The organism is Streptomyces tateyamensis, from assembly GCF_003205575.1.
In the GTDB taxonomy this organism is placed as follows: domain Bacteria; phylum Actinomycetota; class Actinomycetes; order Streptomycetales; family Streptomycetaceae; genus Kitasatospora; species Kitasatospora tateyamensis.
Map to the genome: position 1 here is coordinate 61665 of NZ_PYBW01000027.1, position 26302 is coordinate 87966.

At 74.1% G+C, this 26302-nt stretch carries 26 protein-coding genes and 1 riboswitch; of the genes, 18 read left to right on the forward strand and 8 right to left on the reverse strand.

What is annotated here, in order from left to right:
- Window positions 1–54: 54 nt before the first annotated feature.
- Window positions 55–993, reverse strand: a complete 939-nt coding sequence (locus tag C7C46_RS08560; RefSeq protein WP_220040581.1) for an MBL fold metallo-hydrolase — start codon at window positions 991–993, stop codon at window positions 55–57.
- Between the two features lie 192 nt (window positions 994–1185).
- Here C7C46_RS08560 and C7C46_RS08565 point away from each other — a divergent pair, with 192 nt between their 5' ends.
- The 4 genes from C7C46_RS08565 (at window position 1186) to C7C46_RS08580 (ending at window position 5434) form a co-directional block, all read left to right on the forward strand.
- On the forward strand, window positions 1186–2235 hold the full coding sequence (locus C7C46_RS08565; protein ID WP_110667397.1) for a DUF6081 family protein: 1050 nt from the start codon (window positions 1186–1188) through the stop codon (window positions 2233–2235).
- Window positions 2236–2294: 59 nt separating this feature from the next.
- Window positions 2295–3410 carry an acyl-CoA dehydrogenase family protein gene (locus tag C7C46_RS08570; protein ID WP_110667399.1) on the forward strand — a complete coding sequence of 372 codons (1116 nt, stop codon included), beginning with the start codon at window positions 2295–2297 and terminating at the stop codon, window positions 3408–3410.
- Between the two features lie 73 nt (window positions 3411–3483).
- Window positions 3484–4362, forward strand: a complete 879-nt coding sequence (locus tag C7C46_RS08575) for an NmrA/HSCARG family protein (RefSeq protein ID WP_110667401.1) — start codon at window positions 3484–3486, stop codon at window positions 4360–4362.
- A 157-nt stretch (window positions 4363–4519) separates the two neighbouring features.
- The gene (locus C7C46_RS08580; RefSeq protein WP_110667403.1) at window positions 4520–5434 is read left to right on the forward strand and encodes an NADP-dependent oxidoreductase; all 915 of its coding nucleotides are present in this window, start codon (window positions 4520–4522) and stop codon (window positions 5432–5434) included.
- A gap of 107 nt (window positions 5435–5541) precedes the next feature.
- Here the strand turns inward: C7C46_RS08580 and C7C46_RS08585 are convergent, their stop codons facing one another.
- The gene (locus C7C46_RS08585) at window positions 5542–6381 is read right to left on the reverse strand and encodes an AfsR/SARP family transcriptional regulator (protein ID WP_110667405.1); all 840 of its coding nucleotides are present in this window, start codon (window positions 6379–6381) and stop codon (window positions 5542–5544) included.
- A gap of 356 nt (window positions 6382–6737) precedes the next feature.
- Here C7C46_RS08585 and C7C46_RS36310 point away from each other — a divergent pair, with 356 nt between their 5' ends.
- From C7C46_RS36310 to C7C46_RS08600, 3 genes are read left to right on the forward strand one after another with little or no spacing between them, the layout of a single operon-like run.
- Complete coding sequence (locus C7C46_RS36310; protein WP_245984298.1) at window positions 6738–7376, forward strand: ScbR family autoregulator-binding transcription factor; 639 nt, start codon at window positions 6738–6740, stop codon at window positions 7374–7376.
- 27 nt (window positions 7377–7403) lie between these two features.
- Entirely contained in the window at window positions 7404–8291 is an 888-nt protein-coding gene (locus C7C46_RS08595) for an alpha/beta hydrolase (RefSeq protein ID WP_110667407.1), read from the forward strand.
- Between the two features lie 20 nt (window positions 8292–8311).
- Window positions 8312–9553 carry an MFS transporter gene (locus C7C46_RS08600; RefSeq protein ID WP_181442256.1) on the forward strand — a complete coding sequence of 414 codons (1242 nt, stop codon included), beginning with the start codon at window positions 8312–8314 and terminating at the stop codon, window positions 9551–9553.
- Window positions 9554–9616: 63 nt separating this feature from the next.
- Here the strand turns inward: C7C46_RS08600 and C7C46_RS08605 are convergent, their stop codons facing one another.
- Window positions 9617–10669, reverse strand: coding sequence for an enoyl-CoA hydratase/isomerase family protein (locus C7C46_RS08605; RefSeq protein WP_110667409.1), 1053 nt, complete (start codon window positions 10667–10669; stop codon window positions 9617–9619).
- 330 nt (window positions 10670–10999) lie between these two features.
- Here C7C46_RS08605 and C7C46_RS08610 point away from each other — a divergent pair, with 330 nt between their 5' ends.
- The 6 genes from C7C46_RS08610 (at window position 11000) to C7C46_RS08630 (ending at window position 19082) form a co-directional block, all read left to right on the forward strand.
- A complete protein-coding gene (locus C7C46_RS08610) occupies window positions 11000–12097 on the forward strand; it encodes a ParB and winged helix-turn-helix domain-containing protein (RefSeq protein WP_110667411.1) in 1098 nt (365 codons plus the stop codon).
- Between the two features lie 193 nt (window positions 12098–12290).
- Window positions 12291–13040, forward strand: a complete 750-nt coding sequence (locus tag C7C46_RS08615; protein ID WP_181442257.1) for an HAD family hydrolase — start codon at window positions 12291–12293, stop codon at window positions 13038–13040.
- Entirely contained in the window at window positions 13037–15445 is a 2409-nt protein-coding gene (locus tag C7C46_RS08620; RefSeq protein ID WP_110667413.1) for a glycoside hydrolase family 65 protein, read from the forward strand. The genes C7C46_RS08615 and C7C46_RS08620 overlap by 4 nt, the downstream gene beginning before the upstream one ends.
- A 121-nt stretch (window positions 15446–15566) precedes the next feature.
- A complete protein-coding gene (locus C7C46_RS08625) occupies window positions 15567–16208 on the forward strand; it encodes a helix-turn-helix domain-containing protein (RefSeq protein ID WP_110667416.1) in 642 nt (213 codons plus the stop codon).
- A 1-nt stretch (window position 16209) separates the two neighbouring features.
- The gene (locus C7C46_RS34870; RefSeq protein ID WP_181442258.1) at window positions 16210–16374 is read left to right on the forward strand and encodes a DUF6126 family protein; all 165 of its coding nucleotides are present in this window, start codon (window positions 16210–16212) and stop codon (window positions 16372–16374) included.
- 125 nt (window positions 16375–16499) lie between these two features.
- The gene (locus tag C7C46_RS08630; protein ID WP_110667466.1) at window positions 16500–19082 is read left to right on the forward strand and encodes a WD40/YVTN/BNR-like repeat-containing protein; all 2583 of its coding nucleotides are present in this window, start codon (window positions 16500–16502) and stop codon (window positions 19080–19082) included.
- A gap of 135 nt (window positions 19083–19217) precedes the next feature.
- Here C7C46_RS08630 and C7C46_RS08635 read toward each other — a convergent pair whose 3' ends face one another.
- The 4 genes from C7C46_RS08635 to C7C46_RS08650 all read right to left on the reverse strand — a co-directional run bounded on the left by C7C46_RS08635 (window position 19218) and on the right by C7C46_RS08650 (window position 21320).
- The gene (locus C7C46_RS08635; RefSeq protein ID WP_110667418.1) at window positions 19218–19433 is read right to left on the reverse strand and encodes a hypothetical protein; all 216 of its coding nucleotides are present in this window, start codon (window positions 19431–19433) and stop codon (window positions 19218–19220) included.
- 76 nt (window positions 19434–19509) lie between these two features.
- Window positions 19510–20088, reverse strand: a complete 579-nt coding sequence (locus C7C46_RS08640; protein WP_110667420.1) for a TetR/AcrR family transcriptional regulator — start codon at window positions 20086–20088, stop codon at window positions 19510–19512.
- Window positions 20088–20915, reverse strand: coding sequence for an alpha/beta fold hydrolase (locus C7C46_RS08645; RefSeq protein ID WP_110667422.1), 828 nt, complete (start codon window positions 20913–20915; stop codon window positions 20088–20090). Before C7C46_RS08645 ends, C7C46_RS08640 begins: the two co-directional genes overlap by 1 nt.
- Window positions 20916–21032: 117 nt before the next feature.
- On the reverse strand, window positions 21033–21320 hold the full coding sequence (locus C7C46_RS08650; RefSeq protein WP_110667424.1) for a YiaA/YiaB family inner membrane protein: 288 nt from the start codon (window positions 21318–21320) through the stop codon (window positions 21033–21035).
- Between the two features lie 181 nt (window positions 21321–21501).
- Window positions 21502–21647, forward strand: a riboswitch (cyclic di-AMP (ydaO/yuaA leader).
- A gap of 11 nt (window positions 21648–21658) precedes the next feature.
- Between C7C46_RS08650 and C7C46_RS08655 the strand changes: the two genes are divergently transcribed.
- Complete coding sequence (locus tag C7C46_RS08655) at window positions 21659–22537, forward strand: M23 family metallopeptidase (protein ID WP_110667426.1); 879 nt, start codon at window positions 21659–21661, stop codon at window positions 22535–22537.
- Here the strand turns inward: C7C46_RS08655 and C7C46_RS08660 are convergent.
- Window positions 22527–23453 carry a hypothetical protein gene (locus C7C46_RS08660; RefSeq protein WP_110667428.1) on the reverse strand — a complete coding sequence of 309 codons (927 nt, stop codon included), beginning with the start codon at window positions 23451–23453 and terminating at the stop codon, window positions 22527–22529. The two genes, C7C46_RS08655 and C7C46_RS08660, sit on opposite strands and share 11 nt — an antisense overlap.
- A gap of 43 nt (window positions 23454–23496) precedes the next feature.
- On the opposite strand from C7C46_RS08660, the gene C7C46_RS08665 reads away from it, so the two are divergent.
- The 4 genes from C7C46_RS08665 (at window position 23497) to C7C46_RS08680 (ending at window position 26278) form a co-directional block, all read left to right on the forward strand.
- Window positions 23497–24066: a GNAT family N-acetyltransferase gene (locus C7C46_RS08665; protein ID WP_181442259.1), complete on the forward strand. Its 570-nt coding sequence runs from the start codon at window positions 23497–23499 to the stop codon at window positions 24064–24066.
- Window positions 24067–24157: 91 nt separating this feature from the next.
- Window positions 24158–24847, forward strand: a complete 690-nt coding sequence (locus C7C46_RS08670) for a sensor domain-containing protein (protein WP_110667431.1) — start codon at window positions 24158–24160, stop codon at window positions 24845–24847.
- Window positions 24848–24903: 56 nt separating this feature from the next.
- Window positions 24904–25626 (forward strand): hypothetical protein, encoded by a 723-nt coding sequence (locus C7C46_RS08675; protein ID WP_110667433.1) that lies wholly within the window; start codon window positions 24904–24906, stop codon window positions 25624–25626.
- Complete coding sequence (locus C7C46_RS08680) at window positions 25619–26278, forward strand: tyrosine-protein phosphatase (protein ID WP_110667435.1); 660 nt, start codon at window positions 25619–25621, stop codon at window positions 26276–26278. The genes C7C46_RS08675 and C7C46_RS08680 overlap by 8 nt, the downstream gene beginning before the upstream one ends.
- Window positions 26279–26302: the final 24 nt, after the last annotated feature.

Consider the following 26302-nt stretch of genomic DNA (forward strand, 5'->3'; position numbering starts at 1 on the left):
CGGGGTACGGCCGCTCCTCGGCACGTCGGGACCGGCGACCGGCCCGACGCGGCGTCAGGCCCGGCAGCGCGGCAGGCCGCCGTGGTGCTCGATCATCTCGCCGAACAGCGCGCCGATGTCCAGCGGATCGCCCGGTGCGGCACCCTGCGCCTCCGCGTAGGCCCGGTGCAGGTTGGGCACCAGGCGCTCGCTGTCCAGCAGGTCGGCGAACCGGCCCAGCTCGGTCTCGGCCGCCACCTGAAGCGGGGTCAGCCCGGCGGCGATCCCGTCGGCGGCCAGCTGCTGCACCCAGCGCAGGTAGTCGACCGACACGTCGAAGACCTCGGGGCCGGCCACCGGCCCGTGCCCGGTCACCACCGTTCGGGCGCCCAGCGCGCGCAACTGCTCGATCACCTCCAGCGAGCCCGATACCGAGCCCATCGGGCAGAACGGCGTCACCCCGGCCATCACCAGGTCCCCGGTGAACAGCACCGAGGAGTCCGGCAGCCAGACCACCGTGTCGTTGGTGGTGTGCGCGGGCCCGTAGTACCGAAGCTCGGCCCGGATGTCGCCGACGTGCAGGGTCAGCTGGTCGCGGAAGGTGACCGAGGGCGCGGCGACCGTGACCTCGCCCCATGCCACCTCGGGCCACAGGCCCTGCAGGTGCAGGCCCGCGGCCAGCACCTCCTCGCGGGTTCGCTCGTGCGCGATGATCACCGCCTCGTCGGCGAAGACGCAGTTGCCGAAGGTGTGGTCGCCGTGGAAGTGGGTGTTGACCAGCCACTGCGGCGCCCGGCCGGCCACGGCGACGGCGCTGTCGCGCAGCGCCCGGGCCCGGGCCACGGTGGCCGCGCTGTCGATCAGCGCGCTCCGGCCGCCGCTGGTGATGATGCCGGCGTTGTTGAGGCACCAGCCGCCGTCCGGCTGGATGTAGCCGAAGACACCCGCGGCCACCTCCTCGATCCTTCCCGGCGGCGCGAGCCGGTTCTGCTGCGGCGTCTGACGGGTGTCCAACGGTTCCTCCTGCGCGGTATCGACGGATGGGGCGCATTGTCGCCGCGACGGATCGAGCCCGGCTGGACCGGGCGGGCGGACCGGGCGGCTCCAGCCGGGTGCGAGGGCCGGTCCAGCCGCTCCCGGAAACCTGGGGCTCCACGCCGGCAGCCCGCTGGGTGGGCTGCCGCCAACGGGAGGAAACGAGTACTGATGAGACAGCGGACCCTCGCGGCGCTGGCCGCGGTCGGCGCCATCGTCATGGCCACCGTCATGCCGTCCACCGCGTTCGCGGCCGGCTCGGGCACCAGCACCGTGGTCTGGGACGACTTCAGCAACGGCTTCCAGAGCTCGGGCACGGGCGCCAAGTGGTTCACTGTGCCGACCGGGAACCTGCCCGGCGGCGACGGCATCCCCACCACCTCGGCGGCCGGCCTGAGCGTGGTGCCCACCGGGACCAACCCGGCCACCGGCCAGCCCGCCTTCGTCTACACCACCGGCCAGCAGACGGCCGGCGGCAGCGGGTCGCGCGACCAGCTCAAGTTCGTCACCATGACCACCCACACCTCGAGCGCCGGCTACCCCGGGTTCGACGCGCCGGCCGGCGGCTCGGTCAGCTGCGACACCGACATGGCCGTGCGCACCACCGGCACCGGCCGCAACCCCTTCGGCATCGACTCGTACACCGCGGCGGGCGACCCGCGGCTGGGTTCCGGCGTGGCGATGGCCACCGACTCGGAGACCTCGTCGATCTTCGACTTCTTCGTCACCAACACCACCGTGTACGCGTTCTACGAGCGCCTGCGGATGCCGAACACCAGCTACGCGTCCTACTCCTACGCGGTGCCGGTGGCCCAGCGCTGGCCCGGCCGCAGCGACCACTTCAAGGTCACCCTGGACCGCGACGCCGGCAAGGTGACCTGGCTGCTGGACGGCAGCCCGGTGCTCTCGGTGGACAAGATCGGTACCCGGGCGCTGCCCCGCCAGTACATGCTGCTGGACCACGGCGGCACCGAGCAGCAGGTGTTCCCGCGTCAGCTGAACTGCGGCGTCGGCATGTTCACCCTGCTGGACGGCGCCGGCTCCGACGGCCGGGGCCTGGTGCAGCTGGACAGCAGCCCGAACTACTACTACTCGACGCAGCAGGGCCGGCCCACCGCGCAGACCTTCGCCGACCCCGGCTCCCAGCCGCAGGACCGGCTCTGGGGCCAGGGCGTCGACCTGACCGTGCACTCGGTCAGCGTGCAGACCCAGACCCCCTGACGCCGATCCCCTGACGCCGACCGGCTGCCCGCAGCCCGCCACCAACCCGAGGTGATCCCATGAGCGACTCCCTGCCCGCCGCCGCCCGGGCGGCCGCCGCGATCGCGGCCAAGCACGCCGACGACAGCGAAGCCGCCCGCAAGCTCGCCCCCGAGGTCGTCTCGGCGCTGGTGGCGAGCGGCCTGGCCCGGCACTTCGTCCCGTCCCGCTGGGGCGGCGCCGACGGCAGTTTCACCGACCTGACCGAGGCCGTCGCCGCGATCGGCGAGGGCTGCGCCTCCGCCGCCTGGTGCGCCGGGGTCTACTCCAGCGCCGCCCGGATGGGCGTCTACCTGCCGGAGCAGGGCCAGGCCGAGCTGTGGGCGCAGGGACCCGACGTGCTGGTGGTCGGGGCACTGATCCCCGGCGGCACCGTCGAGAAGGCGGCGGGCGGCTGGCTGGTGACCGGCGCCTGGCCGTTCACCAGCGGGGTGGACCACGCCGACTGGGCGCTGGTCTGCGGCCTGCCCGCCCCCGGTGAGCCGGGTGGCCCGCGGTTCTTCGCGGTGCCGCGCGCCGACTTCGCGATCCAGCAGACCTGGTTCAACGTCGGCATGCGCGGTACCGGCAGCAACACCCTGGTGCTGGACCGGGCCTTCGTGCCGGAGTACCGCTCCTTCCTGCGCTCGGCCATGCAGGAGGGCCGGGCGGTCGGCTCCGCAGCGCGCTGCCACACCGCACCGATCCGCGCCTTCGGCGGGCTCACCTTCGCCGCGCCCGCCCTCGGCGCCGCCCGCGGCGCACTGCGCGCCTGGACCGCGAACATGGCCCGCCGCAGCGACCTGACCGGCCGTCCGTTCCCCGAACTCAGCACGGTGCAGCTGGTGCTGGCCCGCTCGGCCGGCGAGGTCGACGCCGCCGCGCTGTTGCTGGACCGGGTCGCCCGGCTCGGCGACGAGGGCGAGCTGACCCCGGCGGTGATCACCCGTGGCGCCCGCGACTACGCCCTCGCCGTCGACCTGCTGGTCGGCGCCGTGGAGCGGCTGTTCCGCGCCGAGGGCGCCCGCGGCCAGGCCGAGACCGGTCTGGTGCAGCGGGCCTGGCGGGACGTGCACTGCGCCGCCGGCCACGTCGGCCTGCAGTTCGACACCGCCGGCGCCGCCTACGCCACCGCGGCCTTCGCCGAGGTGGCCTGAATCCCCGTCAGCAGACGGACCGTCGACCCCTGTGAACCCCCGAGCCATCCGAACGAAAGACGAGAGGTACCTCATGACCGACCAGAAGTGGATCCTGGTGACCGGCGGCACCGGCCAGCAGGGCGGCGCGGTCGCCCGCGAACTGCTCAGCCGCGGCTGGGCCGTGCGCGCGCTGGTGCGCGACGCCGCCAAGCCGGCCGCGCAGGCGCTCGCCGAGCTGGGCGCCACCCTGGTGCCCGGCGACCTGGACGACGCCGAATCGGTGCGCGCCGCGCTGGCCGGCGCGTACGGCGTCTTCAGCGTGCAGACCTTCCTCGGCGAGGGCGGGGTGGAGGCCGAGCAGCGCCAGGCCCGCTCGCTCGCCGAGCTGGCCAAGGAGGCCGGGGTCCAGCACTTCGTGTACTCCTCGGTCGGTGCGGCCGACCGGGCCGGCACCGTTCCGCACTTCGACAGCAAGGCCCGGGTCGAGCAGTTCCTGACCGGGCTCGGCCTGCCGCTGACCGTGCTGCGCCCGGCCTTCTTCATCGACAACTTCGCCTTCTTCGGCCCGTCCCCGGACGACGCGGGCAACCTGGTGCTCACCCAGGCGCTGGAGCCGCAGACCCGGCTGCAGATGGTCGCCACCAAGGACATCGGCTTCTTCGCCGCCGAGGCCTTCGACCGGCCGGCCGAGTTCCTGGGCCGCACCGTCGAACTGTCCGGCGACGAGCTGACCGGCGCCGAGATCGCCGAGGTCTTCGCGGACTTCACCGCCACCCCGACCAGCTTCCGGTCGCTTCCGGTCGAGCAGCTGGCCAGCTTCAACGCCGAGCTGGGCGCGATGTTCGCGTTCTTCAACCGGGAGGGCTTCCGGGCCGACATCCCGGCCCTGCGGGCCGAGCACCCGGGGCTGTCCACCCTGCGGGACTGGCTGGTGGCCACCGACTGGAAGCCGTCCGCGGCCGCCCACTGACCTGGTAGACACCCCTTGAGGATCTTCGGCCGCCGGCATTCCCGGCGGCCGGCGGTCCTTCGGTCGCCGGCCGTCGCCGGACCCCGACCGACAACAAGCCCCGACCAACAGCACGCCGGCCCGACCCGGGCCGGCTCGACCGTAAGGAGCGCCGACGTTGGTGCAAGCAGTGGTGTTCGAGCGGTACGGCGGGGCCGAGGTGCTCCAGCTGGCCGAACTGCCCGAGCCGGTGGCCGGCCAGGGCGAGGTGCGGGTCCGGGTCCGCGCCGCGGGCGTCAACCCGATCGACTGCAAGATCCGGCGCGGTGAGTTCTCCGGCGGGCAGCCGGCCGCCGGCCTGCGCACCCTGGGCAACGAGTTCGCCGGCGTGGTCGACGCGGTCGGCCCGGGCGTGACGGACTTCGCCGTCGGCGACGAGGTGATCGGCTTCGCCTCGGCGAACGCCTACACCGAGTCGCTGGCGGTGCCGGCGGACCAGCTGACCGCCAAGCCGGCCGCCCTCGGCTGGGAGCCGGCGGGCGCGCTGTCGGCGGTGGGCCAGACCGCGCACAACTCGCTGGAGGAGCTGAAGGTGGCCGCCGGCGAGACGCTGCTGGTGCACGCGGCGGCCGGCGGGGTCGGCACGGTCGCGGTGCAGCTGGCCGTGCAGCGCGGGGCCACCGTGATCGGTACCGCGAGCGAGCGCAACCACGCGTACCTGCGCTCGCTCGGCGCGGTTCCGGTCAGCTACGGGCCGGGGCTGGAGGAGCGGGTTCGTGAGCTGGCGCCCGGCGGGGTGGACGCGGCCTTCGACTGCATCGGCGGGGAGGCGATCGCCGTCTCGGTGGCGCTGGTCGAGGAGCGGGACCGGATCGGTACCATCGTCGACCAGCAGCTGGCCGAGCAGTTCGGGGTCCGGCGCCTGCGCGGGGTCCGCTCGGCGGCTACCCTGCGCATGATCGCCGAGCAGGTCGCGGACGGCCGGCTGGTGATACCGATCGCCGCCGCCTACCCGCTGGCCGAGGCGGCTGCCGCGCACCGCGAGGTGGAGACCGGGCACGTGCGCGGCAAGGTGGTCCTGACCGTCGGCTGAGCCGATCGGCCCGGTCCGGGTGCGTGGCCGCGGCGTCGGCCGGATCGGCCCGGCGGAACGCCGTGAGGTCCTGTCCGAGGGATCGGACAGGACCTCAGGCGCCCGGCTCAGCCCGCCAGCTGCTGCGGCCGGTGTGCGAAGGCGGTGTGCTCGGCCGGGTCGGCCTCGCCGGCCAGCATCGCCCGCTGCAGGTCGCGCAGCCGGGCCGAGGGCTCCACGCCCAGTTGGTCGACCAGGGCGCGGCGGAGCACCTGGTAGGACTCCAGCGCCCGCCACGGGCTGCCGGAGCGGTAGAGCGCCTGCATGTACTGGGCGCAGAAGTTCTCGTCCAGCGGGTAGCGCCGCACCAGCACACCCAGTTCGGCGATCAGCAGGGTGTGCCGCTCCAGCCGCAGGTCGGCGTCGATCCGCTGGCGCAGCACGCCGAGCCGGTCCTCCTCCAGGGCGGTGATCTCCAGGTCCAGGATCGGCCCGCGCGGGACGTTCTCCAGGGCCGCGCCGCGCCACAGCTCCAGTGCCTGGCGCAGCAGCAGGGAGGCGCTGCGGGCGTCGCCCATCTCCAGGCTCAGGCCGCCGCGGGCGGCCAGCGCCCGGAACTCGCGGATGTCGTTGCGGCCCGGGCCGGGGTGCAGCACGTAGCCGCCGTACTGGGTGACCAGCACCTCCTTGGCTCCGGCCCGGCGGTCCGTCAGCTGCCCGCCGGGCAGCTCACCGTCCATCACCTCGTCGATGTTGCGGCGCAGCTTCATGATGTACGTCTGCAGCGTGGCGGCGGCGCTCCTGGGGATGTCCTCGCCCCAGACCTCCTCGATCAGCGCCGGGACCGAGACCACCCGGCCGCTGCGCAGCGCGAGCAGGGCGAGCAACTGGCGCGGCTTGCCGGCGGTGGGCACCACCGAACGGCCCTGCTGGGTGATGTTGAGCGGTCCCAGTACCTCGATGTCCATACCGAATCTCACTTCCCATGTCCGGGCGTTGACGGTCCGACGACTGCCTCGCTCGGCGGGGGTTCCCCCGTGAATCGACCAGTGCTCGGAGGCTATAAACCGACGGGTCGGTATGTCAACTGTGGAGTACTGGTTGCGGGGCAAACCACCCGGAAGGGCTACGGGTTGGCCTTCGGTTCACTGCCTGCCGCTGGTTGCCCGACCGGGAGAAGTTGCGTGCAGTGGCGACAAAAACAAGGCGGTTGGTTTTATACTCAGTGCGGACCAGAGCTGACCCTGTGCTCCGGACACCGTCACGACAGACCGCACGAACCGGCCTGCGCCCGACCCCGCGCAGCCGTCCCTTGGAGGCCCTGGTGTCCAAACAGGAACGCGCCGAACGCACCCGCCGCGAGCTGATCCGCTCGGCGGCGGAGGCCTTCGACCGGCACGGCTTCGGCCAGGCCCGGATGGCCGAGATCAGCGCCGCGGCCGGGGTGAGCTCGGGAGCGCTGCACTTCCACTTCGTCAACAAGGCCGCGCTGGCCCGGTCGGTGGAGGAGGAGGCCGCGCTCACCCTGCGCGCCGCGGCCCTGCGGGTCCAGCAGCAGGGCGGCGATCCGCTGCAGGTGCTGGCCGGCACCTTCGTCGCCTTCGCGCAGCTGTTCCGCGCGGACGCGACGGTGCGCTCCGGCTTCCAACTCAGCTGCGAGCTCGCCGGCGGGTCGCGGCCGACCCTGCGCCAGTGCTGGCAGGCCTACCTCCAGCAACTGGTCGCCGAGTCGGTGGCCGCCGGGCTGATCGACCTGCGGGTCAGCCAGCAGGCCGTCTGCCAGCTCCTGATGGCGGCCAGCACCGGCCTGCAGGTGCTCGGCCGGGACGACGACCAGTGGCTCGCCGAGGACACCGTCGCGGCCCTGTGGCGGCTGCTGCTGCCCTGCTTCCTCGTCCAGCCGCCCGGCCCGTCCGACTCGCCCGGTCCGTCCGACTCGCCCGGCCCGCCCGACACCGACTGACCGACCCGCCCCTTCACGGAGGACCCGATGACCGCAGCCGCCGTCCGACCGATCACCCTGGACGCCCCCGGGGGCGCCCTGTCCGCGCTGCTCAGCGAGCCCGAGCAGCCGCCGCGCGCGGTGGTGGTCGCGCTGCACGGCGGCGGCATGACCGCGGGCTACTTCGACGGCCCGGCCCACCCCGGCGCCTCGCTGCTCACCCTGGGGGCCGGCCTGGGCTTCACCGTGCTGGCCGTCGACCGCCCCGGCTACCGGGGGTCGGCCGACCGGCTCCCGCACGGGCAGCTGATCGCCGACCAGGCGGCCGTGCTCGGCGCGGCGTTGGACGGCTTCGCGGCCCGCCACGACACCGGCGCCGGCCTGCTGCTGCTGGCGCACTCCTACGGCGGCAAGGTGGCGCTGACCCTGGCGGCCGACCGGCCGCCGGCCTCGCTGCGCGGGCTGGACGTCTCCGGCTGCGGGCAGGAGTTCGCGGTGGCGCCCGACGGACTGGCGAACGTGCACGCGCCGGGGCAGCGGCACCGCCACTGGGGCCCGCTGCGGCTCTACCCGCCGGGAACCTTCCGCAGCAGCGGCGCGATCGTCGCCCCGATGCCGCAGCGCGAACGGGCGGAGGCCGCCCGCTGGCCGCAGGCCTTCCGCGAGCTGGCCCCGCGGGTGCGGGTGCCGGTCCGGCTCACCTTCGCGGAGCACGAGGGCTGGTGGCACCACGACGAGGCGGCGGTGGCCAGGATGGCCGGTCAGTTCACCGGCGCACCACGGGTGGTGACCGACCACCAGCCGGACGCCGGACACAACATCAGCCTCGGCTGGGCGGCCCGTGCCTACCACCTGCGGGCGCTCGCCTTCTTCGAGGACTGCCTGGTGCGGGCCGAGGCCGCGCCGGCGGCGCGCCCGCTCGTCGCGGCCTCCTGACCGGGGACCGGCAGCGCACCATGGCGAAGACGCTCACCGCCGCCCTGCACACCACCTTCCGCTCGCTCGCGGTGCGCAACTTCCGCCTCTTCGCGGGTGGCCAGGTGCTCTCGGCGGCGGGCACCTGGATGATGGTGGTGGCCCAGGACTGGCTGGTCCTGACCCTGACCGACAACTCCGGCACCGCCCTTGCGGCGGTGACCGCGCTGCAGTTCGCACCGCTGCTGCTGACCCTGTACGGCGGCCGGCTGGCCGACCGCCACGACAAGCGGACGCTGCTGACGGCCTGCAACCTGTGCTCCGGAGTGCTGGCCGCAGGCCTCGCGCTGCCCACCCTGGGCCACGCGGTCCGGTTCTGGCAGGTGCTCTGCTTCGCGGTGCTGCTCGGCACCGTGAACGCGGTCGAGGTGCCGACCCGGATGTCCTTCGTCGGCGAGCTGGTCGGCCCGGAGCTGCTGCCCAACGCCTCGGCGCTCAGTGCCGCCTACTTCAACGTGGCCCGGGTGGTCGGTCCGGCGCTGGCCGGTCTGCTGATCACCGCGGTCGGCACCGGCTGGGTGATGGCGCTCAACGCGGTCAGCTACCTGGCCACCGTGGCCGGGCTGCGCCTGATGCGGGTCGGCGAGCTTCGCCGGGCGGCCCGGCGCGGGCGCGGGCGGATCGCCGACACGCTGGGCGAGCTGCGGGGCCGCCCGGACCTGCGGCTGGCCATCGGGCTGAGCGGCTGGGTGGGCCTGTTCGGCTTCAACTTCCAGCTGACGCTGCCGCTGCTGGCCAGGAGCGTGTTCCACGCCGGCGCCGCGTCCTTCGGGCTGCTCAGCACGGCCTTCGCGGCCGGCTCCCTGGCTGCCGCGCTCGCCACCACCGCCCGGCGCGGGCGGCCCTCGGGGCGCACGGTGATCGGCGCGGCCGCGTTGTTCGGGCTGCTGGAGACGGTCACCGGCCTGGCGCCCGGCTACCTGGCGGCCGCGGTGCTGCTGCTGCCCACCGGGGCGGCCGCGATCTGGTTCGCCCAGGCCGCCAACCACCACATCCAGCTGGGCACCGACCCGGGCAGCCGCGGGCGGGTGCTGGGCCTCTACACGCTGATCCTGCAAGGGTCGACCCCGCTGGGAGCCCTGCTGGTCGGTTGGCTGGCTGCCCACCTGGGCGTTCGCAGCGGTCTCTGCCTGGGCGGCCTGGCCACGCTGGCGGCGGCCGGCGCGGCGCTGCTGCTGGCCGGGCCGGTGCCGGCCCCTGCCGCGCTGCCCGCCGAGGGCTGACCCGTGCGCGGGTCGGGGCTGGCCTCCCGGGGGAGCGGGGCACCCGGTGCCTGTCGCCGCCGGTCAGCCGAGGCCGAGCTCGGGTACCCCGGTCAGCGGCGCGAAGTGGCGCAGCACGGCGGCCCGGTCGACCTGGGCCAGGGTGGCGGGGGACCAGTGGGGGGTGCGGTCCTTGTCCACCACCTGGGCCCGGATGCCCTCGACGAAGTCCGGGTTGGCCAGCGCCGCGCAGGAGACCCGGTACTCCTGGTCCAGCGCGCTCTCCAGCGAGGGCAGTTGGCGGGTGCGGCGGAGCGCCTCCAGGGTCACCTTGAGCGCGGTCGGCGACTTGGCGGCGATCTGCTCCGCGGCCTCCTTGGCCTCGGGCAGGTCGGCCGCCAGCAGCTCGGCCAGGATCTCCTCCACCGTGTCGCCCGCGTAGCAGCGGTCGATCCAGGCCCGCTGGGTGGCCAGCGGGCCCGGGCGGGCCGGCTCGGCGTAGGCCCGGGCCGCCTCAGCCGGGGTCAGCTCGGCCAGCGACTCGGTGAACTCGGCGATCCGGTCGCCGGGCACGAAGCGGTCGGCGAACCCGCAGTACAGCGCGTCCATCGCGGTCATCCGCCCGGCGGTGAGCGCCAGGTGGGTGCCCAGCTCGCCGGGGGTCTGGGCGAGCAGCCAACTGCCGCCGACGTCCGGCACGAAGCCGATCGCCGTCTCCGGCATGCCCACCTGGGTCCGCTCGGTGACCACCCGCAGCGAGCCGTGCGCCGAGACGCCGACCCCGCCGCCGAGCACCAGGCCGTCCAGCACCGCGACGTAGGGCTTGGGGTAGCGGGCGATCCGGTGGTTGAGCAGGTACTCGTCGCGCAGGAAGTCCCGCACCGCGGCGCCGCCGCGCTGGGCCTCGTCGTGGAAGAACCGGACGTCTCCCCCGGCGCACAGGCCGCGCCCGCCGGCCCCGGTGATCACCACGGTGGCCACCTGCGGGTCCTGTTCCCACTCGGCCAGGACGGCCGAAATCGCCCGCACCATCGGGTGGTTGAGCGCGTTGATCGCGTCCGGCCGGTTGAGAGTGATCAGACCGGCCCGACCCTGCTTTCGGGTCAGTACCAGGTCCTGCTCTGGCTGCGAAGTCATGGGGGAGAGCTCCTTGCCGGGGTGGGCGGGCCGTGCGAGTGCAACGGTAGCGCCCGGACGGGCGGCCGCCGATTCGGGGTGGACTGTTTCCAAAGGCGTACTGCGGGGCCGCCGAATTGGGGAATCCCGCTGCTGCGCAAGGGCGTTGAGCTCGATGAATTCGCGGGGGAAAGTGTCCGGGCCGGCTGGCGCGGGCGCCGCGCCAAGGGTATTCGACCGCACCTCGAGAAACACTGGAAGGGACTGAAGAATGATCACCGGTGGCGCTGAGCCGGCAATCCGGACCGGCCAGGTAATTCGGCAGCAGCAGCTGCTCTCGGGGAGGCTCGGATGACCATCGCGGACCATGAGACCCCCTACCGGATTCCGCTCGACGTGGTGCAGCCGGGCGACTCGCCCCGCTTCACCCCGGTCGACGAGGGGTACGCGGCCCGGCTCGCCGCGGCCGGCGGCGAGTTGCCGCCGATCCTGGTGCACCGCGCCACCATGCGGGTGATCGACGGCGCGCACCGGCTGCGCGCCGCCGAACTGCGGGGTGACCGGACCATCGCCGTGGAGTACTTCGACGGCACCTTGGACGCGGCCTTCCTGCGCGCGGTGGAGAGCAAGACCCGCCCTGGCACCGAGTCGGGCGGCCTGCCGCTCTCGGTGGCCGAGCGCAAGGCCGCCGCCGAGCGGATCGTGCGCCACCGCCCGGAGCTGTCCGACCGCTCGATCGCGCGCAGCGCCGGGCTGTCGGCCAAGACGGTCGGCGAGATACGGCGCCGGTCGGTGGGCCTGGGCGGCGGCCAGAAGGCCCGGCTCGGCCGGGACGGCCGGCTGCGCCCGGTCGATCCGCACGAGGGGCGGCGCCGGGTGCTGCAGGTGCTCAGCGAGCGCCCGGGCGCCTCGCTGCGCGAGATCGCCCAGGCAGCCGGCGTCTCGCTGGGCACCGCGCACGGGGTGCGGTCCCGGATGGACCGCGGCGAGGAACTGCCCGCCGCCGAGGCGTCGGCCCCGGCCCCGGTGGTCCGGCTGCCCGGCACCGTGCCGCCCCCGCGCGACGGGAGCGCCGCGCTGCGCCCGTCGGTGGGCCGTGCCCAGCCGCACCGCCGGCTGCCCGGTGCGGTCCAGCCGCCGCCGTCCGCCCGCCCGTTCGCCGCCCCGCGCCGGGCGCCGGCGCCGCGCCCGCTGGTGCTGCGGGCCTCCGACGCGTTCGCGGGCCTGGGGGTGCTGCGCCGCGACCCCTCGGTCAAGTTCACCGACCAGGGCCGCGCGCTGCTGCTCTGGCTGCACCGCCGGCTGATCTCGGTCAGCGCCACCGAGCGCGAACTCCAGAACATCCCACCGCACTTGGTGCCGGTGGTGGCCGACCTGGCGCTGGAGTGCGCGGCCGGCTGGCGCGAGCTGGCCGAGCAACTGCGGCACCGCAGCGGCCAGTCGGGGTGAGCCGGGCCGGGGCGACCGGCCCGGCCCGTACCAGAGGGCGAGCTGGCGACAGGTCAGAACCGGCTGTCAAAGGGGCTCGCCGCCGGTGATGCCGGGGTCACCCGCTTGCGGGGGGCTAAAGCAGGACTGAACGCTGTACGACGCGCCGCCGGGAATGGTCCCGAGGACGGGTTTTCTGGTCCAGACTGCAAACATGCTGGGGCTACCCGACCACATCCGCGCCTTCCTCTTCGACCTCGACGGTGTGCTGACGCAGACCGCCAAGGTCCATGCCGCCGCTTGGAAGTCGATGTTCGACGACTTCCTGCGGGATGAGGCCCGCCGCACCGGCGACGAGTTCGTGCCCTTCGACCCGGGCGGCGACTACGACCGCTACGTCGACGGCCGGCCGCGCCTGGACGGCACCCGGACCTTCCTCGCCTCCCGGGGGATCGAGCTGCCCGAGGGCGGCCCGACCGACCCCCCGGGCGCCCGCACCGTCTACGGCCTGAGCACCACCAAGAACGAACTGGTGCTGCGGTTGATCAAGGAGCAGGGGGTGCAGCCGTACCCGGGTTCGGTGGAGTACCTGCACCGGCTCCGGGTGCTCGGCCTGCCCCGGGCGGTGGTCTCCTCCAGCGCCAACTGCCGGGACGTGCTCAAGGCCGCCGGCATCGACGGCCTGTTCGACGTGGTGGTCGACGGCGAGACGGCCAAGCGCGAGGGCCTGCCCGGCAAGCCGGCTCCGGACACCTACCTGGCCGCCGCCAAGGCCCTGGGCACCGACCCGAAGGACGCGGCGGTCTTCGAGGACGCGCTGGCCGGGGTCGCCTCCGGCCGGGCCGGCGGCTTCGGCGCCGTGGTCGGGGTGAACCGGACCGGCCAGGCCGCGGCCCTGCGGGAGAACGGCGCGGACCTGGTGGTGGACGACCTGTCCGAACTCATCGAGGGGGCGGCGCAATGACCGCACAGGAGGGCTTCGCGGTCGACCCGTGGAGCATCACCGAGCACCGACTGGACTTGGCGGGCCTGGCCCGCAGCGAGTCCGTCTTCGCACTCTCCAACGGCCACATCGGCCTGCGGGCCAACCTGGACGAGGGCGAGCCGCACGGCCTGCCCGGCACCTACCTGAACGGCGTCTTCGAACTGCGCCCGCTGCCCTACCCGGAGGGCGGCTACGGCTACCCGGAGTCCGGGCAGAGCGTCATCAACGTGACCAACGGCAAGCTGGTCCGGCTGCTGGTCGACGACGAGCCGTTCGACCTGCGCTACGGCGAGCTGCGCGGCCACCGCCGCTCGCTGGACTTCCGCGAGGGCGTGCTGCGGCGTGAGGCGGAGTGGACCTCGCCGGCCGGACGCACCATCAAGATCCGCTCGGCCCGGCTGGTCTCGCTCACCCAGCGGGCGATCGCCGCGGTCGACTACGAGGTCGAGGCGGTGGACGGCCCGGTGCGGATCGTGGTCCAGTCCGAGCTGGTGGCCAACGAGCAGCTGCCGGTCGGCGGCGAGGGCGACCCGCGGGCCGCCGCAGTGCTGGAGGCCCCGCTGGTGGCCGAGGCGCACCACGCGCACGGCACCAAGGCGACCCTGGTGCACCACACCCGGTACAGCAACCTGCGCCTCGCCGCCGCGATGGACCACGTGATCGAGGGCCCCGACGGCGTCTCGGTCACCTCCGAGGCCCGGCACGACCAGGCCCGGATCTCCGCCACCACGGTGCTGCGCCCGGGCGAGCGGCTGCGGATGACCAAGTTCATCGGCTACGGCTGGTCCGCGACCCGCTCGCTGCCGGCCGTGCGCGACCAGGTGGAGGCGGCCATCACCGCCGCCCGCTACTCCGGTTGGGACGGCCTGCTGGCCGAGCAGAAGGAGTACCTGGAGCAGTTCTGGTCGGCCAGCGACATCGAGATCGACGGGGACGTCGAGCTGCAGCAGGCGGTCCGGTTCGCCCTCTTCCACGTGGTGCAGGCGGCCGCCCGCAGCGAGGAGCGGGCGATCCCGGCCAAGGGCCTGACCGGCCCGGGCTACGACGGGCACAGCTTCTGGGACACCGAGACCTTCGTGCTGCCGGTGCTCACCTACTGCCTGCCCGGCGCGGTCGCCCAGGCGCTGCGCTGGCGCCACTCCACCCTGCCGCTGGCCCGCGAGCGCGCGGCCCAGCTCGGCCTGGCCGGCGCGGTCTTCCCGTGGCGCACGATCCGCGGCGAGGAGTGCTCGGGCTACTGGCCGGCCGGCACCGCGGCCTTCCACATCGGCGCCGACATCGCGATGGCCGCCGCCCGGTACGTGCGGGCCACCGGGGACGTGGAGTTCGAGCGCAGCTACGGCCTGGAGCTGCTGGTCGAGACCGCCCGGATGTGGCGCTCGCTGGGCCACCACGACGCGGTCGGCCAGTTCCGGATCGAGGGCGTCACCGGCCCGGACGAGTACAGCGCGATCGCCGACAACAACGTCTTCACCAACCTGATGGCGCAGACCAACCTGCGCGCCGCCGCCGACGCGGTCACCCGCCACCAGCGCGAGGCGGCCGCCCTCGGGGTGGACACCGAGGAGACGGCGGCCTGGCGCGACGCCGCCAAGGCGATGTACATCCCGTACGACGAGAAGCTCGGCGTGCACCCGCAGGCCGACGGCTTCACCCTGCACCAGGCCTGGGACTTCGAGGGCACCCCGCGGGAGAAGTACCCGCTGCTGCTGCACTTCCCGTACTTCGACCTGTACCGCAAGCAGGTGGTCAAGCAGGCCGACCTGGTGCTGGCGATGCAGATCCGCGGCGACGCCTTCACCGCCGAGCAGAAGGCCCGCAACTTCGCCTACTACGAGCGTCTGACGGTGCGTGACTCCTCGCTGTCCGCCTGCACCCAGGCGGTGATGGCGGCCGAGGTGGGCCAGCTGGACCTGGCCTACGACTACATGGCCGAGGCCGCCCTGATGGACTTGCACGACCTGGGCGGCAACACCCGCGACGGCCTGCACATGGCCTCGCTGGCCGGCGCCTGCATCGCGCTGGTGGCCGGCTTCGGCGGGATGCGCGACTACGGCGAGGTGATCGGCTTCCGGCCCCGGCTGCCCGCCGGCCTGGTCCGGCTGGCCTTCTCCATGCGGGTGCGCCACCACCTGCTGCGGGTGGACATCACCCACGACGAGACCACCTACACCCTGGTCGAGGGCGACAAGGTCCGGGTGCAGCACGAGACCGAGCAGGTGGTGGTCGCGGTCGGCGCGCCGGTCTCCCGGCCCACCGTCACCCCGCCCCCGGTGGAGCGGGCCACCCAGCCGCCCGGCCGCGAGCCGGCCCGGCGCAAGCCGCACGCCGTCAGCATCGGCGGCTCGCCGGTGACCGGCGGCGAGCACCTGGCCGCCGAGTAGGCGAGCCGGTCGTCGGGCAGCCCCTGGCGCACGAAGAGGGCCGCACCCCAACGGTGCGGCCCTCTTTTGCCTCTGAGGCACATTTGTTGCCTGGCAGGCATAAGGAGTGTGCACTGGTCCCATGACCACCGAAGACCCGCCGGCCGAAGAACTGCCCGGCCTGGGCGCCCGGCTGCGCGAGCACCGGCAGGCGGCCCGTCTCACCCTGGAGGCGGCGGCCGGCCGGGCGGGGCTCTCCCCAGCCTATCTGTCGCGCCTTGAGACCGGCCGCCGGCAGCCCTCGCTGCCGGTGCTGCTCTCGCTCGCTCGGCTCTACGGCGCCACCGTGGCCGGCCTACTCGGCGAGGACCCGGGCGCGCCCGATCCCGTGGTGCGCGGCGGCGCGATCGAGCCCAGCCGCACCGGCGGCTGGGGCTACCGGCGGGCCGGCGCGCCCGGCATGGCGATGCAGGCGCTGCGGGTGCAGATCCCGCCGGGCCTGCAGGACGCGGTGGTCCGGGTGCACGTCGGGGAGGAGTGGCTGCACGTCACCGAGGGGCGGCTGCGGCTCACCCTGGGCGAGACCGTGTACCACCTCGAACCCGGCGACAGCGCCCAGTTCGACTCGCTCACCCCGCACCGCTTCGCCGCCGAGGGCACCGGCGGGGTGCAACTGCTCTTCCTCCACACCCTGCTGCAGAGCCCGGCCGGCGACCTGTGCCTGCCGCTGCCGTCGTGGGGGTCCCCTCGGCCGTCCGTCCCCCCGTCGACAGGAGTGCACTGACATGGCCGGCACCGCCCACCACCCCGTCCGCTACGCGCCCAGCACCGACGGCGGCAAGCGGACCGACCGCCGGGTCGCCGTCCGGGTCTTCGTCTACATGGCGGCCGCCCACTTCTTCGGCGGCTTCCTCTACCTGCTCTTCTGGCTCGGCGGGCAGCACCACTGACGCCCCGCCATTGACGCCGTTCTGACAACGATTCAGTCAAATAATCGGCCTATCGGGTCCACACCACCTCCCAGTTGTGATCGAGTGCCGCCCGGCACTTGGTCAAGTTCGACTGGGAGGTTCTCTTGTCGGCAGTACACGGCACTAGGCGATGGCTCACGATCTGCGCCATCTCCGCGACCCTGGGGCTGATCGGCTCACCAGCCGTCTCGGCCCCGCTTCCGAGCACCGCCCACCCGGGCACCGCGGCCACCGCGGCCGGCAAGGGCGACGGCGGTGGTGAGGCCGACGAGATCCAGGAGGGCGCCGACCAGCGCGCCGAGGCCCGCACCTCGCCGGGCGTGGTCGCCCCGGGTGCCTTCACCTCGGCCTGGAACGCGCTGAACGCGCTGCCCGGCACCGGCGGGCACTGGCAGCACCTGACCGGGCTGACCTACAACTCCGACGACCCGCGCTACCGCGACCTCTCCTCCAACTCCAGCGCGGGCATGGGCAACGTCACCGGGCGGACCGCCGCGGTGGCGGCCGACAACAACGGTCACGTCTACCTGGGCAGCGCCGGCGGCGGGGTCTGGCGCTCCAGCACCGGCGGCGGCCGCTGGGAGCCGATCAGCGACCAGCTGCCCACCCAGGCCACCGGCGCGCTGGCGCTGGACGACCGGGGCCGGCTCTGGCTGGGCACCGGTGAGGCCAGCACCAACTCCGACGCCTACCTGGGCTCCGGGGTCTACGTGCTGGACCACCCCGAGCACGGCTCGTTCTCCAGCCGCTCCCGGGTCGGCGGCGCCGAGCTGGACAGCACCACCATCCACGAGCTTCGGTTCGGCGGCGGCAAGGTCTGGGCGGCCACCAGCAAGGGCGTCTGGAGCCACTCCACCGCCGACCTGGGCGGCCCGTGGACCCTGGAGTTCGCGCCCAACCCGCAGTACCTGCCCGGCGGCCCGCTGGCCAACGACCCCAGCGCGCCGTACAAGAACCTGACCAACGACATCGCGATCGACCCCAAGGACCCGACCAAGGTGGTGCTGGCCGTCGGCTGGCGCTCGGGAGACGCTACCAACGGCTTCTACGCCAAGGGCGCGGACGGCGCCTGGCACCCGCTGACCAGCCTCGGCGACCTGCCCACCGACGCGGCCGACGTCGGCGCGGTGACCTTCGCCCGGTCCGCGGACGGCTCGCGCTACTACGCGATCGACCAGTCCCCGGCCATGCTGGCGGGCAACCCTAACAGCGGCCTGGCCGGCATCTTCGTCTCCAAGTCCGGCTCCCCGTTCGGCCCGTGGACCAAGATCGCGGACTACACCAAGCTCGCCAGCAGCGGCTCCGCGCTGGCCAGGCCGAACGACTCGCCGGGCGCGCAGTCCTGGTACGACCAGTCGCTGCAGGTGGACCCGGCCAACCCGGACCACCTGTACGCCGGGCTGGAGGAGGTCTTCGAGACCAAGGACGCCGGGGCGAACTGGAACACCGTCGGACCGTACTGGAACTTCCCGTTCGCCTGCTGGAGCGGTGACCCGTCCAAGCAGAGCGGCAGCTGCCCGCAGACCACCCACCCCGACCAGCACGCGCTGGCGGTCGGTCAGTTGAACGGCCGCAGCTACGTGCTGGCCGGCAACGACGGCGGCCTGTACCGGCGTCCGGTCAACGGCCAGGTGGACGCGCTGGGCCACGGCACCGACTGGACCTCGCTCAACGACGGCACGGTCGACACCCTGGAGTACTACTCGGTCGGCGTCGGCCAGGACCCGGCCGGCCGCGGGCCGGCGATCACCGGCGGGCTGCAGGACAACGGGCAGTCGATGCTGCGCCCCGGCGACAAGGTGATGGGCTCCAACTTCGGCGGCGACGGCGGTGACACGCTGAGCGACCCGGCCAACGGCTGCAACATCGCCCAGGAGTACGTGTACCTGGCGATCAACGTGACCCAGAACTGCGCGGCCAACGACGGGACCGGGGCGCCGACCACCTACTCGGTGGCGCCGCCCGACAACGCGCTCGGCGGCAACGGGGCCCGGTTCATCGCCCCGCTCGCGGCCGACCAGCACAACGGCAACCTCTGGGTGGCCGGCGGCCGGCACCTCTGGGTCCAGACCCAGGGGTACGCGATCCGCGACGCCTCCGCCTGGACCAGCGCCTTCGACCTCGGTGCTGGCCACGTGGCCACCGCGGTCGCCTCCTCCGGCGGCAAGGTCTACGCCGGCTGGTGCGGCCCGTGCAACAACCAGGGCTTCACCCGCGGCATCGCGGTGGGCAACGCGGACGGGACCGGCTGGCAGCAGCTGAACCTGCCGGTGGACGCGACCGTGCCGAACCGCTACCTGTCCGGGCTGGCGGTCGACCCGAACAACTCCGCCCACGTCTACCTGGCCGTCAACGGCTTCTCCCGGCACTGGACCGAGGGCCCGGGCGCCGGGGTGGGGCACGTCTTCGAGTCCACCGACGCGGGTGCCGACTGGCACGACATCTCGGCGAACCTGCCGGACGTGCCGGCCGACTCCCTGGTGGTCACCAAGTCCGGCGGCCTGGCCGTGGCCACCGACGCCGGGGTGCTGTTCCGCCAGGCCGGGCGCACCGACTGGAAGCGGGTCGGCAACCTGCCGGCCGTCGCCGTCGACCAGCTCAAGCTCGGCCCCGACGGTCGCCTGTACGCGGCCACCCACGGCCGCGGCCTGTGGGCGATCTCGCTGCACGACTGCGGCGAGGACTGACCGCGGCTCACCTGACGGCGGGCGGGGACCGGGCTGGGCTGCCCGGTCCCCGCCCGCCGCCGTCAGCCGCCCCGATGGGATCCGACCCTCACCCGGCAGCCGGACGGGACCGGGCGCGTGGGCCCTGGTGCTGCCTCAGTCCTCGGGGCCGCGCTGCGGGCGGGCCGGGACGCTGCGCATCGAGACCAGGCCGCGCAGGATCGCCAGGTTGCGGCGCAGGGCCGCCCAGCCGGTCGGCTGCGGCTCGGCCGCCGGGTGCCCGTGGTCCTCGCCGCCGCCGGCCGCCCCGGCCTGGGTGGCGCGCTGGCGCGGGATCGCGGCGGTGGAGTGCACCGTGCTCGGCTGCGTCATGGGACCCTCCAGCGGTTCGGCAGTGCGCAGGAGTCAAGTCGTATCCGACGACCGCCCGGTTGCACCAGGGGGTGGGTCACATCCCGCCGGTCGGCCAGTCGCGCAGCCCGGCGGTCAGCACCGCGATCAGCCGGTCCTGGGTCACGGAGAGCTGCTCGGACAGCTGGAAGGCTCCCCCGATGCTGAGCGCCGCGAACCCGTGCGCCAGCGCCCGCACGGTACGAACCGCGTGCACCGCCTCGGAGTCCTCGATCCCGTACCCCTCCACCACCTTGAAGATCGCCCCGACCAGCGCGGTGGCGGCCCCGGCCAGCTGCTCGTCGGCGGCCATCGGCGACTGCGGCAGGGCGGCGTACCGCTGCGGGTGCTCCAGTGCGTAGCCGTGGTAGGCCCGCAGCAGGGCCTGCACCGCCGGCTCGCCCGCCAGCCCCTCGGTCGCGCTGCTCAGCCGCTCGGCCAGCTCCTCGGTGACCCGCACCGCGACCAGCCGGCGCAGCCCGCCCAGCCCGCCGGGCACGTGCTTGTAGAGCGAGGGGGCGGCGACCCCGGCCAGCTGGGCCACGCCGGCCAGGGTGAGCGCCTCGGGGCCCTGCTCGTCGATCAGCGCGAGCGCGTGGTCGACCACGGCATCGGGGTTGAGTCCGGCTCGGGGCATCAGGCCACCTCGGTCAGGAAGGGGAGCACGGCCTCGGCGACGGCCTGCGGGAACTGGGCGGCCGGGTAGTGGCCGGCGCCCTCGATCATCACCTTACGGCCGTTCAGCGCGCGGGCCTGACGGTCCGCCACCAGCTCCGGCTTCGGGAAGTCGGGGTCCTTGGTGCCCATCAGCACCAGGGCCGGCACCTCGACGCCTTCGCACCAGCCGACCGGGGAGGAGTCGCCGCGCACGTGTCCTCGGGTGGCCCGCCTGCGGCCCGGGGTGCGCAGCGCGTCCTCCAGGCCCTTGTTGTAGGCGGCGATCTCCTCGGTGACCCCGCCGGGGTAGGCCATCTTGTTCAGGTAGTAGCCCCACACCTTGGGGAAGGCGAGGACCGCGGAGCCGAGCAGGCGGACCATGAACCGGGTGACGGCGTTGGCCGGGACGTTCTCGATGAAGCCGTCGAGCAGCACCAGGCCGGCCACCCGCTCGGGGGCCAGGCTCGCGGCCTTCACCACGCTGGCGCCGGTGTAGGAGGCGCCGGCCAGCACGGCCCGCTCGATGCCCAGGTGGTCCAGCAGCGCCAGCACGTCGGCGGCGGCGGTGGCCGGGCTGTAGTCGTCCCACTCGATCGAGGAGTCGCCGAAGCCGCGCAGGTCCATGGTGATCACCCGGTGGCCGGCCGCGGTGAGCAGCGGGCGCAGGTGGCGGTAGTAGGCGCGGGAGTCGAGCATCCCGGGCAGCAGCAGCACCGGGTGGCCGGTCCCCTCGACGGTGTCGTCGTAGGCGACGGTGCCGCCGGCCAGCTGCAGGTACTGGGTCTGCGGGGCGGTGACGGTGTTCACGGCTTCCTCCTGGACTGACGGACCTTCGGGGCCGGCGGCTGCTGCCGACACCCATAAAGCTATGGCTAATAGCCATAGCCGTCAAGTCTTCGGAGCGGTCGGATCGGAGGGGTGGCGCTAGCCGTCGGTGCGGAACGGGTCGTGCTCGGCCAGCAGCTTCTCCAGCCGGGCCTGGTCGACCCGGCTGACCAGATCGCCGGTCTCCTGGCGGTCCCGGATCACCTTGGCCAGGGTGAAGGCGGAGGTGACCGTGTAGAGCAGGCCCAGCGCCAGGAAGGCCCGCATCCAGGCGCTGACCGGCAGGTAGGCGACCCCCACCGACAGGCCGCCGGCGGCCAGCGCGAAGGAGAGGACGGCTTGGACGTAGTAGGCCGAGGTGGTCCTCGGCCGCACGGAGGAAGTCATGCCTGAAGGTTCGCCAACTCCGGCGCGCGACACCTGAGTACGTGTACTCAACCGGACACTCAAGGTGAGGCTGTGACAATCCCGCGGGCATCGCTTGGAATCGGCGGCCACTGGGATTAAATTCCAATAACGCAGCGCGGTCGGCAACGCCGTACCCACACGGCACCCGCGCGCCGTCGCCTAATCCACAGGGCCGTCCCACAAACGGTCCGGGAGCCGGGGAACCACCGTTCCTTGGGGTGAATCGGACCGGCCCAGGCCGGTCCGTAGGAGACCTTCCTACTCCGAACCCGTCAGCTAACCCGGTAGGCGAGAGGGAAGGAAAGGAGCACGCCCCCGTGGCGTCGACGCACACCCCGGCTCTGCTCGACCACCCCGCCGCAGCCGACGAGGCCCTGCGGCACCGCCTCCCGCGCCAGTCCCGCCCCGGCTCCCCGGTGCTCGGCGTGACCGCGATGGCCGCCGCGCTGGGGGCCACCACCGGCCTCACCGCCGGCGCCGCGCAGGCCGCCGCCGCACCCGCCGCTCCGGCGCCCGCCCTGGTCGCCGCCGAACAGGGCGACAGCGCCGACCCCGGGCTGGCCCTGGCCGCCCGGATTCAGCAGCAGGCCGACCAGCGCACCGCCGCCGAGCAGGCCGCCCGGCTGGAGGCCGCGCACGAGGCCGCCGCCAAGCGCGCCGTCCAGCAGCAGACCCGTCCGGTCCAGGCGGTCCAGGCGGTCGCCTCGGTCCCGTCCGCGCCGGTCGCTCCGGCCGGGCGGCCGGCCCCGGTCCCGGCCGCCGCTGCGGTCCAGTCGGTGCATCCCGTACCGGCGCAGCCCGCCACCGCGCCGCTGGAGCTGCACGCCCCGCTGGCCGACTACACCGTGGCCGCCCAGGCCTCGCCCTGGGCCCAGCTGCAGACCGGCCTGGACCTGGCCGCCCCCGCCGGCGCCCCGGTGCTCGCGGTGGCCGGCGGTACCGTCAGCTCGGCCGGCTGGTCCGGCGCGCACGGCTACCGGGTGATCCTGACCCTGCCCGACGGCACCGAACTCTGGTACTGCCAGCTCGCCTCGATCACCGTCGCGGCCGGGCCGGTGGCGGACGGCGCCGAGCTCGGCCGGGTCGGCACCACCGGCAGCGCCACCCGCCCGCACCTGCACCTGGAGGTCCGCCCCGGCGGCGGCGCCCCGGTCGACCCGGCGGCCTGGCTGCGGGCCGGCGGGGTCACGCTGTAGCGTCCCCCGGCTCCCCGAACTGCTCGCCCCACCCGGCCAGGTCGGGCAGCTCGACCAGTCCGCGGTCGATCACGTACTGGTCCACCTGGTCCCCCTCCGGTTCGGGGGCCAGGTCCTGGTACTCCGTCAGCAGCAGCTCCGGCAGCCCGGGCACCGTCCACTCGCCGAGCAGCCGCAGCGCCTCGGCCTGCACCGCCGCCTCGAAGGCCGGGTAGTCGCCGGACAGCTCCTCGGGCATCGGCAGGCCCAGCGCGTTCAGGCCGGCCAGGTTGCGGTAGCTGCGCTGCATCAGCCGGTTCTCCAGCAGCAGCCGGCCGCCGTCGGTGGCCATCCCGATCGCCAGCAGCACGCCCTCGGTCCAGCCCTCGGGCCCGTCCGGCTGGTCCAGCTCCTCGATCCCGGCCAGCAGGTCCAGCCGCTGCTCCTGGTCCAGCCCCCGGTAGCCGTCCAGCCAGGCCCGCACCGCGGCCAGGTCGGCGGTGTCCACCCCGTGCCGCCACAGCAGCAGCGCGTACAGCCGGGGCCAGGTGAGCAGGTGCGGGCGGCGCAGCAGGCCGACCAGCAGTTCGCCCTGCCACTCGGCCTCCTCGTGCAGCCGCTGCTGCCGCTTGGCGTTGAGCCGCTTGGCGGCCCGCTGGTGGTCCACCAGCAGCCGCACCGCGGCGCCGTAGGCGAGCGGGTCCTGGCCGGGGGCCGGCTGGACGTAGAGGTGGATCCTTTCGTACAGCAGCTCCTGTAGCAGCGCCGAGGTGAGCTCCGGGAAGCCGTCGTACAACTTGGCGTCACCCAGTTCGAGCAGTGTCAGCACCGCGTTCAGCGGGCCCTCGGGGACCTGCTCCTGACCCTGCTCCGTCGCCCAACGCAGCAGCTCAGCGGTGTGCGGCCGGGGGGCGAGCCGCAGGTCCTCGGTGTCCATGGCAGGTACGGTAACCGCTCGCGCGGCGGTTACCGTACCTGCCATGCATCCCGTCCTGCTCACCGGGCCACGGCTGACGATCCGTGAGTTCCACCACGTTCCGCGCGACATCGACGCGCTGCACGCGATCTTCGGCGACCCGGAGACCGCCCGATACCTGCCGTTCGAGCCGCGCGACCGGGAGGACTGTGCCGACCAGGTCCAGCTCTACCTGGAGGAGGCGGAGCGGGAGCCGCGCACCGTGTTCCGGCTCGCCGTGACGCTGACCGAGGAGGGCGAGGACGCGGTGCCGCTCGGCAACGCGGTGCTCGGCATCGAGGGTGCGCAGAGCCAGCGCGCGGCCTTCATCGGGTACGCGCTGCGCCGCGACGCCTGGGGCCTGGGCTACGCCACCGAGATCGCCCGGCTGCTCTGCGACTTCGGTTTCGGTGAACTCGGGCTGCACCGCCTGGCCGCCCGGCTGGACCCGGCCAACCTCGCCTCGGCCCGGGTGCTGCGCAAGACCGGCTTCCAACTGGAGGGCCGGATCCGCGACGACCTCTATCTGCGCGGCAGCTGGCACGACGCCCTGCAGTACTCCCTGCTCGAACACGAGTGGCAGTCCCCGGCCTGACCCCGGCCCTGGCCCGAGGGGGGATAACCCCACCCCGGGTTCGCCGGGCAGCTCCATTCCGGCCTACCGGGTCAGCGGGCAGATTGGTGGCATGACCTCCACCACGGCGTCCGAGCTCGGCGACTACGACCACGACCCGCCCTCCTTCTGGCGCGGCCCCTGGGCCCGCGAGTCCTACCGGGAACTCGCGTACGTCGCCGGCTCGTTGTTCACCGCCACCCTCGGCTTCGGCTGGGTGGTGGCCCTGTTCGCGCTCGGCGCCGGCACCCTGGTGACCGTGGTCGGCCTGCCGGTGCTGGCGCTGCTGCTGGCCTGCGCCCGCGGCCTGGGGGCGGTGGAGCGCGGGCGGACCGCCCGGCTGCTGGGGGAGCGGCTGCCCCGGCCCGCCCCGGTGACGCCGAAGGGGCCGGGCTTCTGGCCCCGGATCACCGCCGCGCTGCGGGACGCGGCCGGCTGGAAGGCCGTGGTCTACCAGGTGGTGATGTTCCCCTGGCACGTGCTCAGCTTCTGCCTCTCCGTCGTCTTCTGGTCGGTGGGCCTGTCGCTGGCCCTGCTGCCCGTCTACAACTGGGTCTTCCCGCACTACGTGGGCTGGCCGGGCCTGCGCCTCGTGGAGTACCAGGACGGCAGCGGGGCCTCGCACTCCTACTACCTCGCCTCGTTCTGGCAGGTGGCCGGCGCCACCCTGCTCGGGCTGCTGTGCCTCTTCTTCTCGGCCCGGCTGACCCACTGGCTGACCAACGTCTCGCGCGCCGCCGCCCGCGGCCTGCTGGCGGGCTGACGGTCCGCCGGCCCGACGGCGGGCCTGGCGGCCAGGCGCTGCGGATGCGGGCGGGAGTGCCCCGTGATCGGCTGGTGGTCGTGCTGATCACCTCCCGTCCGCTGGACGAGTACTGCGCGCTGTTCGGCCTCAGCCGCACCGCGCTGCGGGCGCTGGACGGCCCGGTGCTGGACTGTCCCGGCGGAGCGGCCGCGCTGGTGGCCGAGGCCCGCGAGCTGGGCTGCACGGTGCTGGCCGCCGACCCGGTCTACGCCCGCCCGGCCGCCGAGCTGCTGGACCGGGCCGAGCGGGCCCGCGGAGCGATGGCCGTCGCGATGGCGACCGCCCCGCACCGCTACCAGCCGGCCAGGTACCGCCCGTACGAGCGGTACCTGCGCAGTTGGGACCGGGCCCGCCGGCTGTTCGCCGCCGACCGGGCCGCCCACCCCGCGGACTACGTGGCCGCCGCCCTGCCCGCGCTGCCCTTCGCCGACGGCAGCTTCGCCCTCACCCTCAGCTCCTACCTGCTCTTCGCCTACCCCGAGCTCTTCCCGCCCGCCGCCCAGCTGGCCGCCCTGGCGGAGCTGGTCCGGGTCACCGACCGGGCCGGCACCGTGCTGGTGCACCCGCTGCACGACGCCCTGGGCCGGCGCAGCCCGCACCTGCCGCAGCTGCGCGAGGCGCTCGGACGGCGGGGGATCAGCAGCGAACTGCGGATGCACCGGGTGCCGGGGGACGGGCGGCGCAGATTCGTCCTCGCGCTCACCCGGCCGCCTCGCTACCGTCCCTGTCATGACTGATCTCCAGATAGCCGGGCTGCGCAACGCCCGCGAGGTCCTCCCGGGCCGGCTCTACCGCTCCGCCACGCTCAGCCAGCTCACCCCGGCAGGGGCCGCTGCGCTCGGCAAGCTCGGTCTGCGCACCGTGATCGACCTGCGCGACCCGGCGGAGGTGGCGCACTGGCCGGCCGCGCTGCACGACCTGGAGCTGGACCTGGTCAACCTGCCGATGCTGCCGCAGGACACCAACCACCGCAACGACCCGCTGCCGGCCATCTACCTGCTGCTCGCCGAGACCGGCGGCCCGGCCCTGGTGGCGGTGATCCGCCGGCTGCTGGCCCCCGGCGCGCTGCCCGCGCTGGTGCACTGCGCGGTCGGCAAGGACGGCACCGGGGTGACCGTCGCGGTGCTGCTGGAGCTGCTGGGCGTGCCCCAGGAGGAGGTGCTGGCCGACTACCTGGCCTCCAACCCGGGGCTCGGCCTGCACGAGGGGCCGGTGGAGTACCTGGACGAGCACGGCAACGTGCGGGTCTCCAACCCGGTCCAGGCCGAGCTGCTCAACAGCGTGCTGGACCGGATCCGCGAGCAGCACGGGTCCGTCGAGGCGTACCTGCTGGCCTCGGGCCTGACGGCCGGTGAGCTGGCCGAGCTGCGCGAGCTGCTGGCCGACTGACCGGTCGTCACGAGGGCGGCCGGG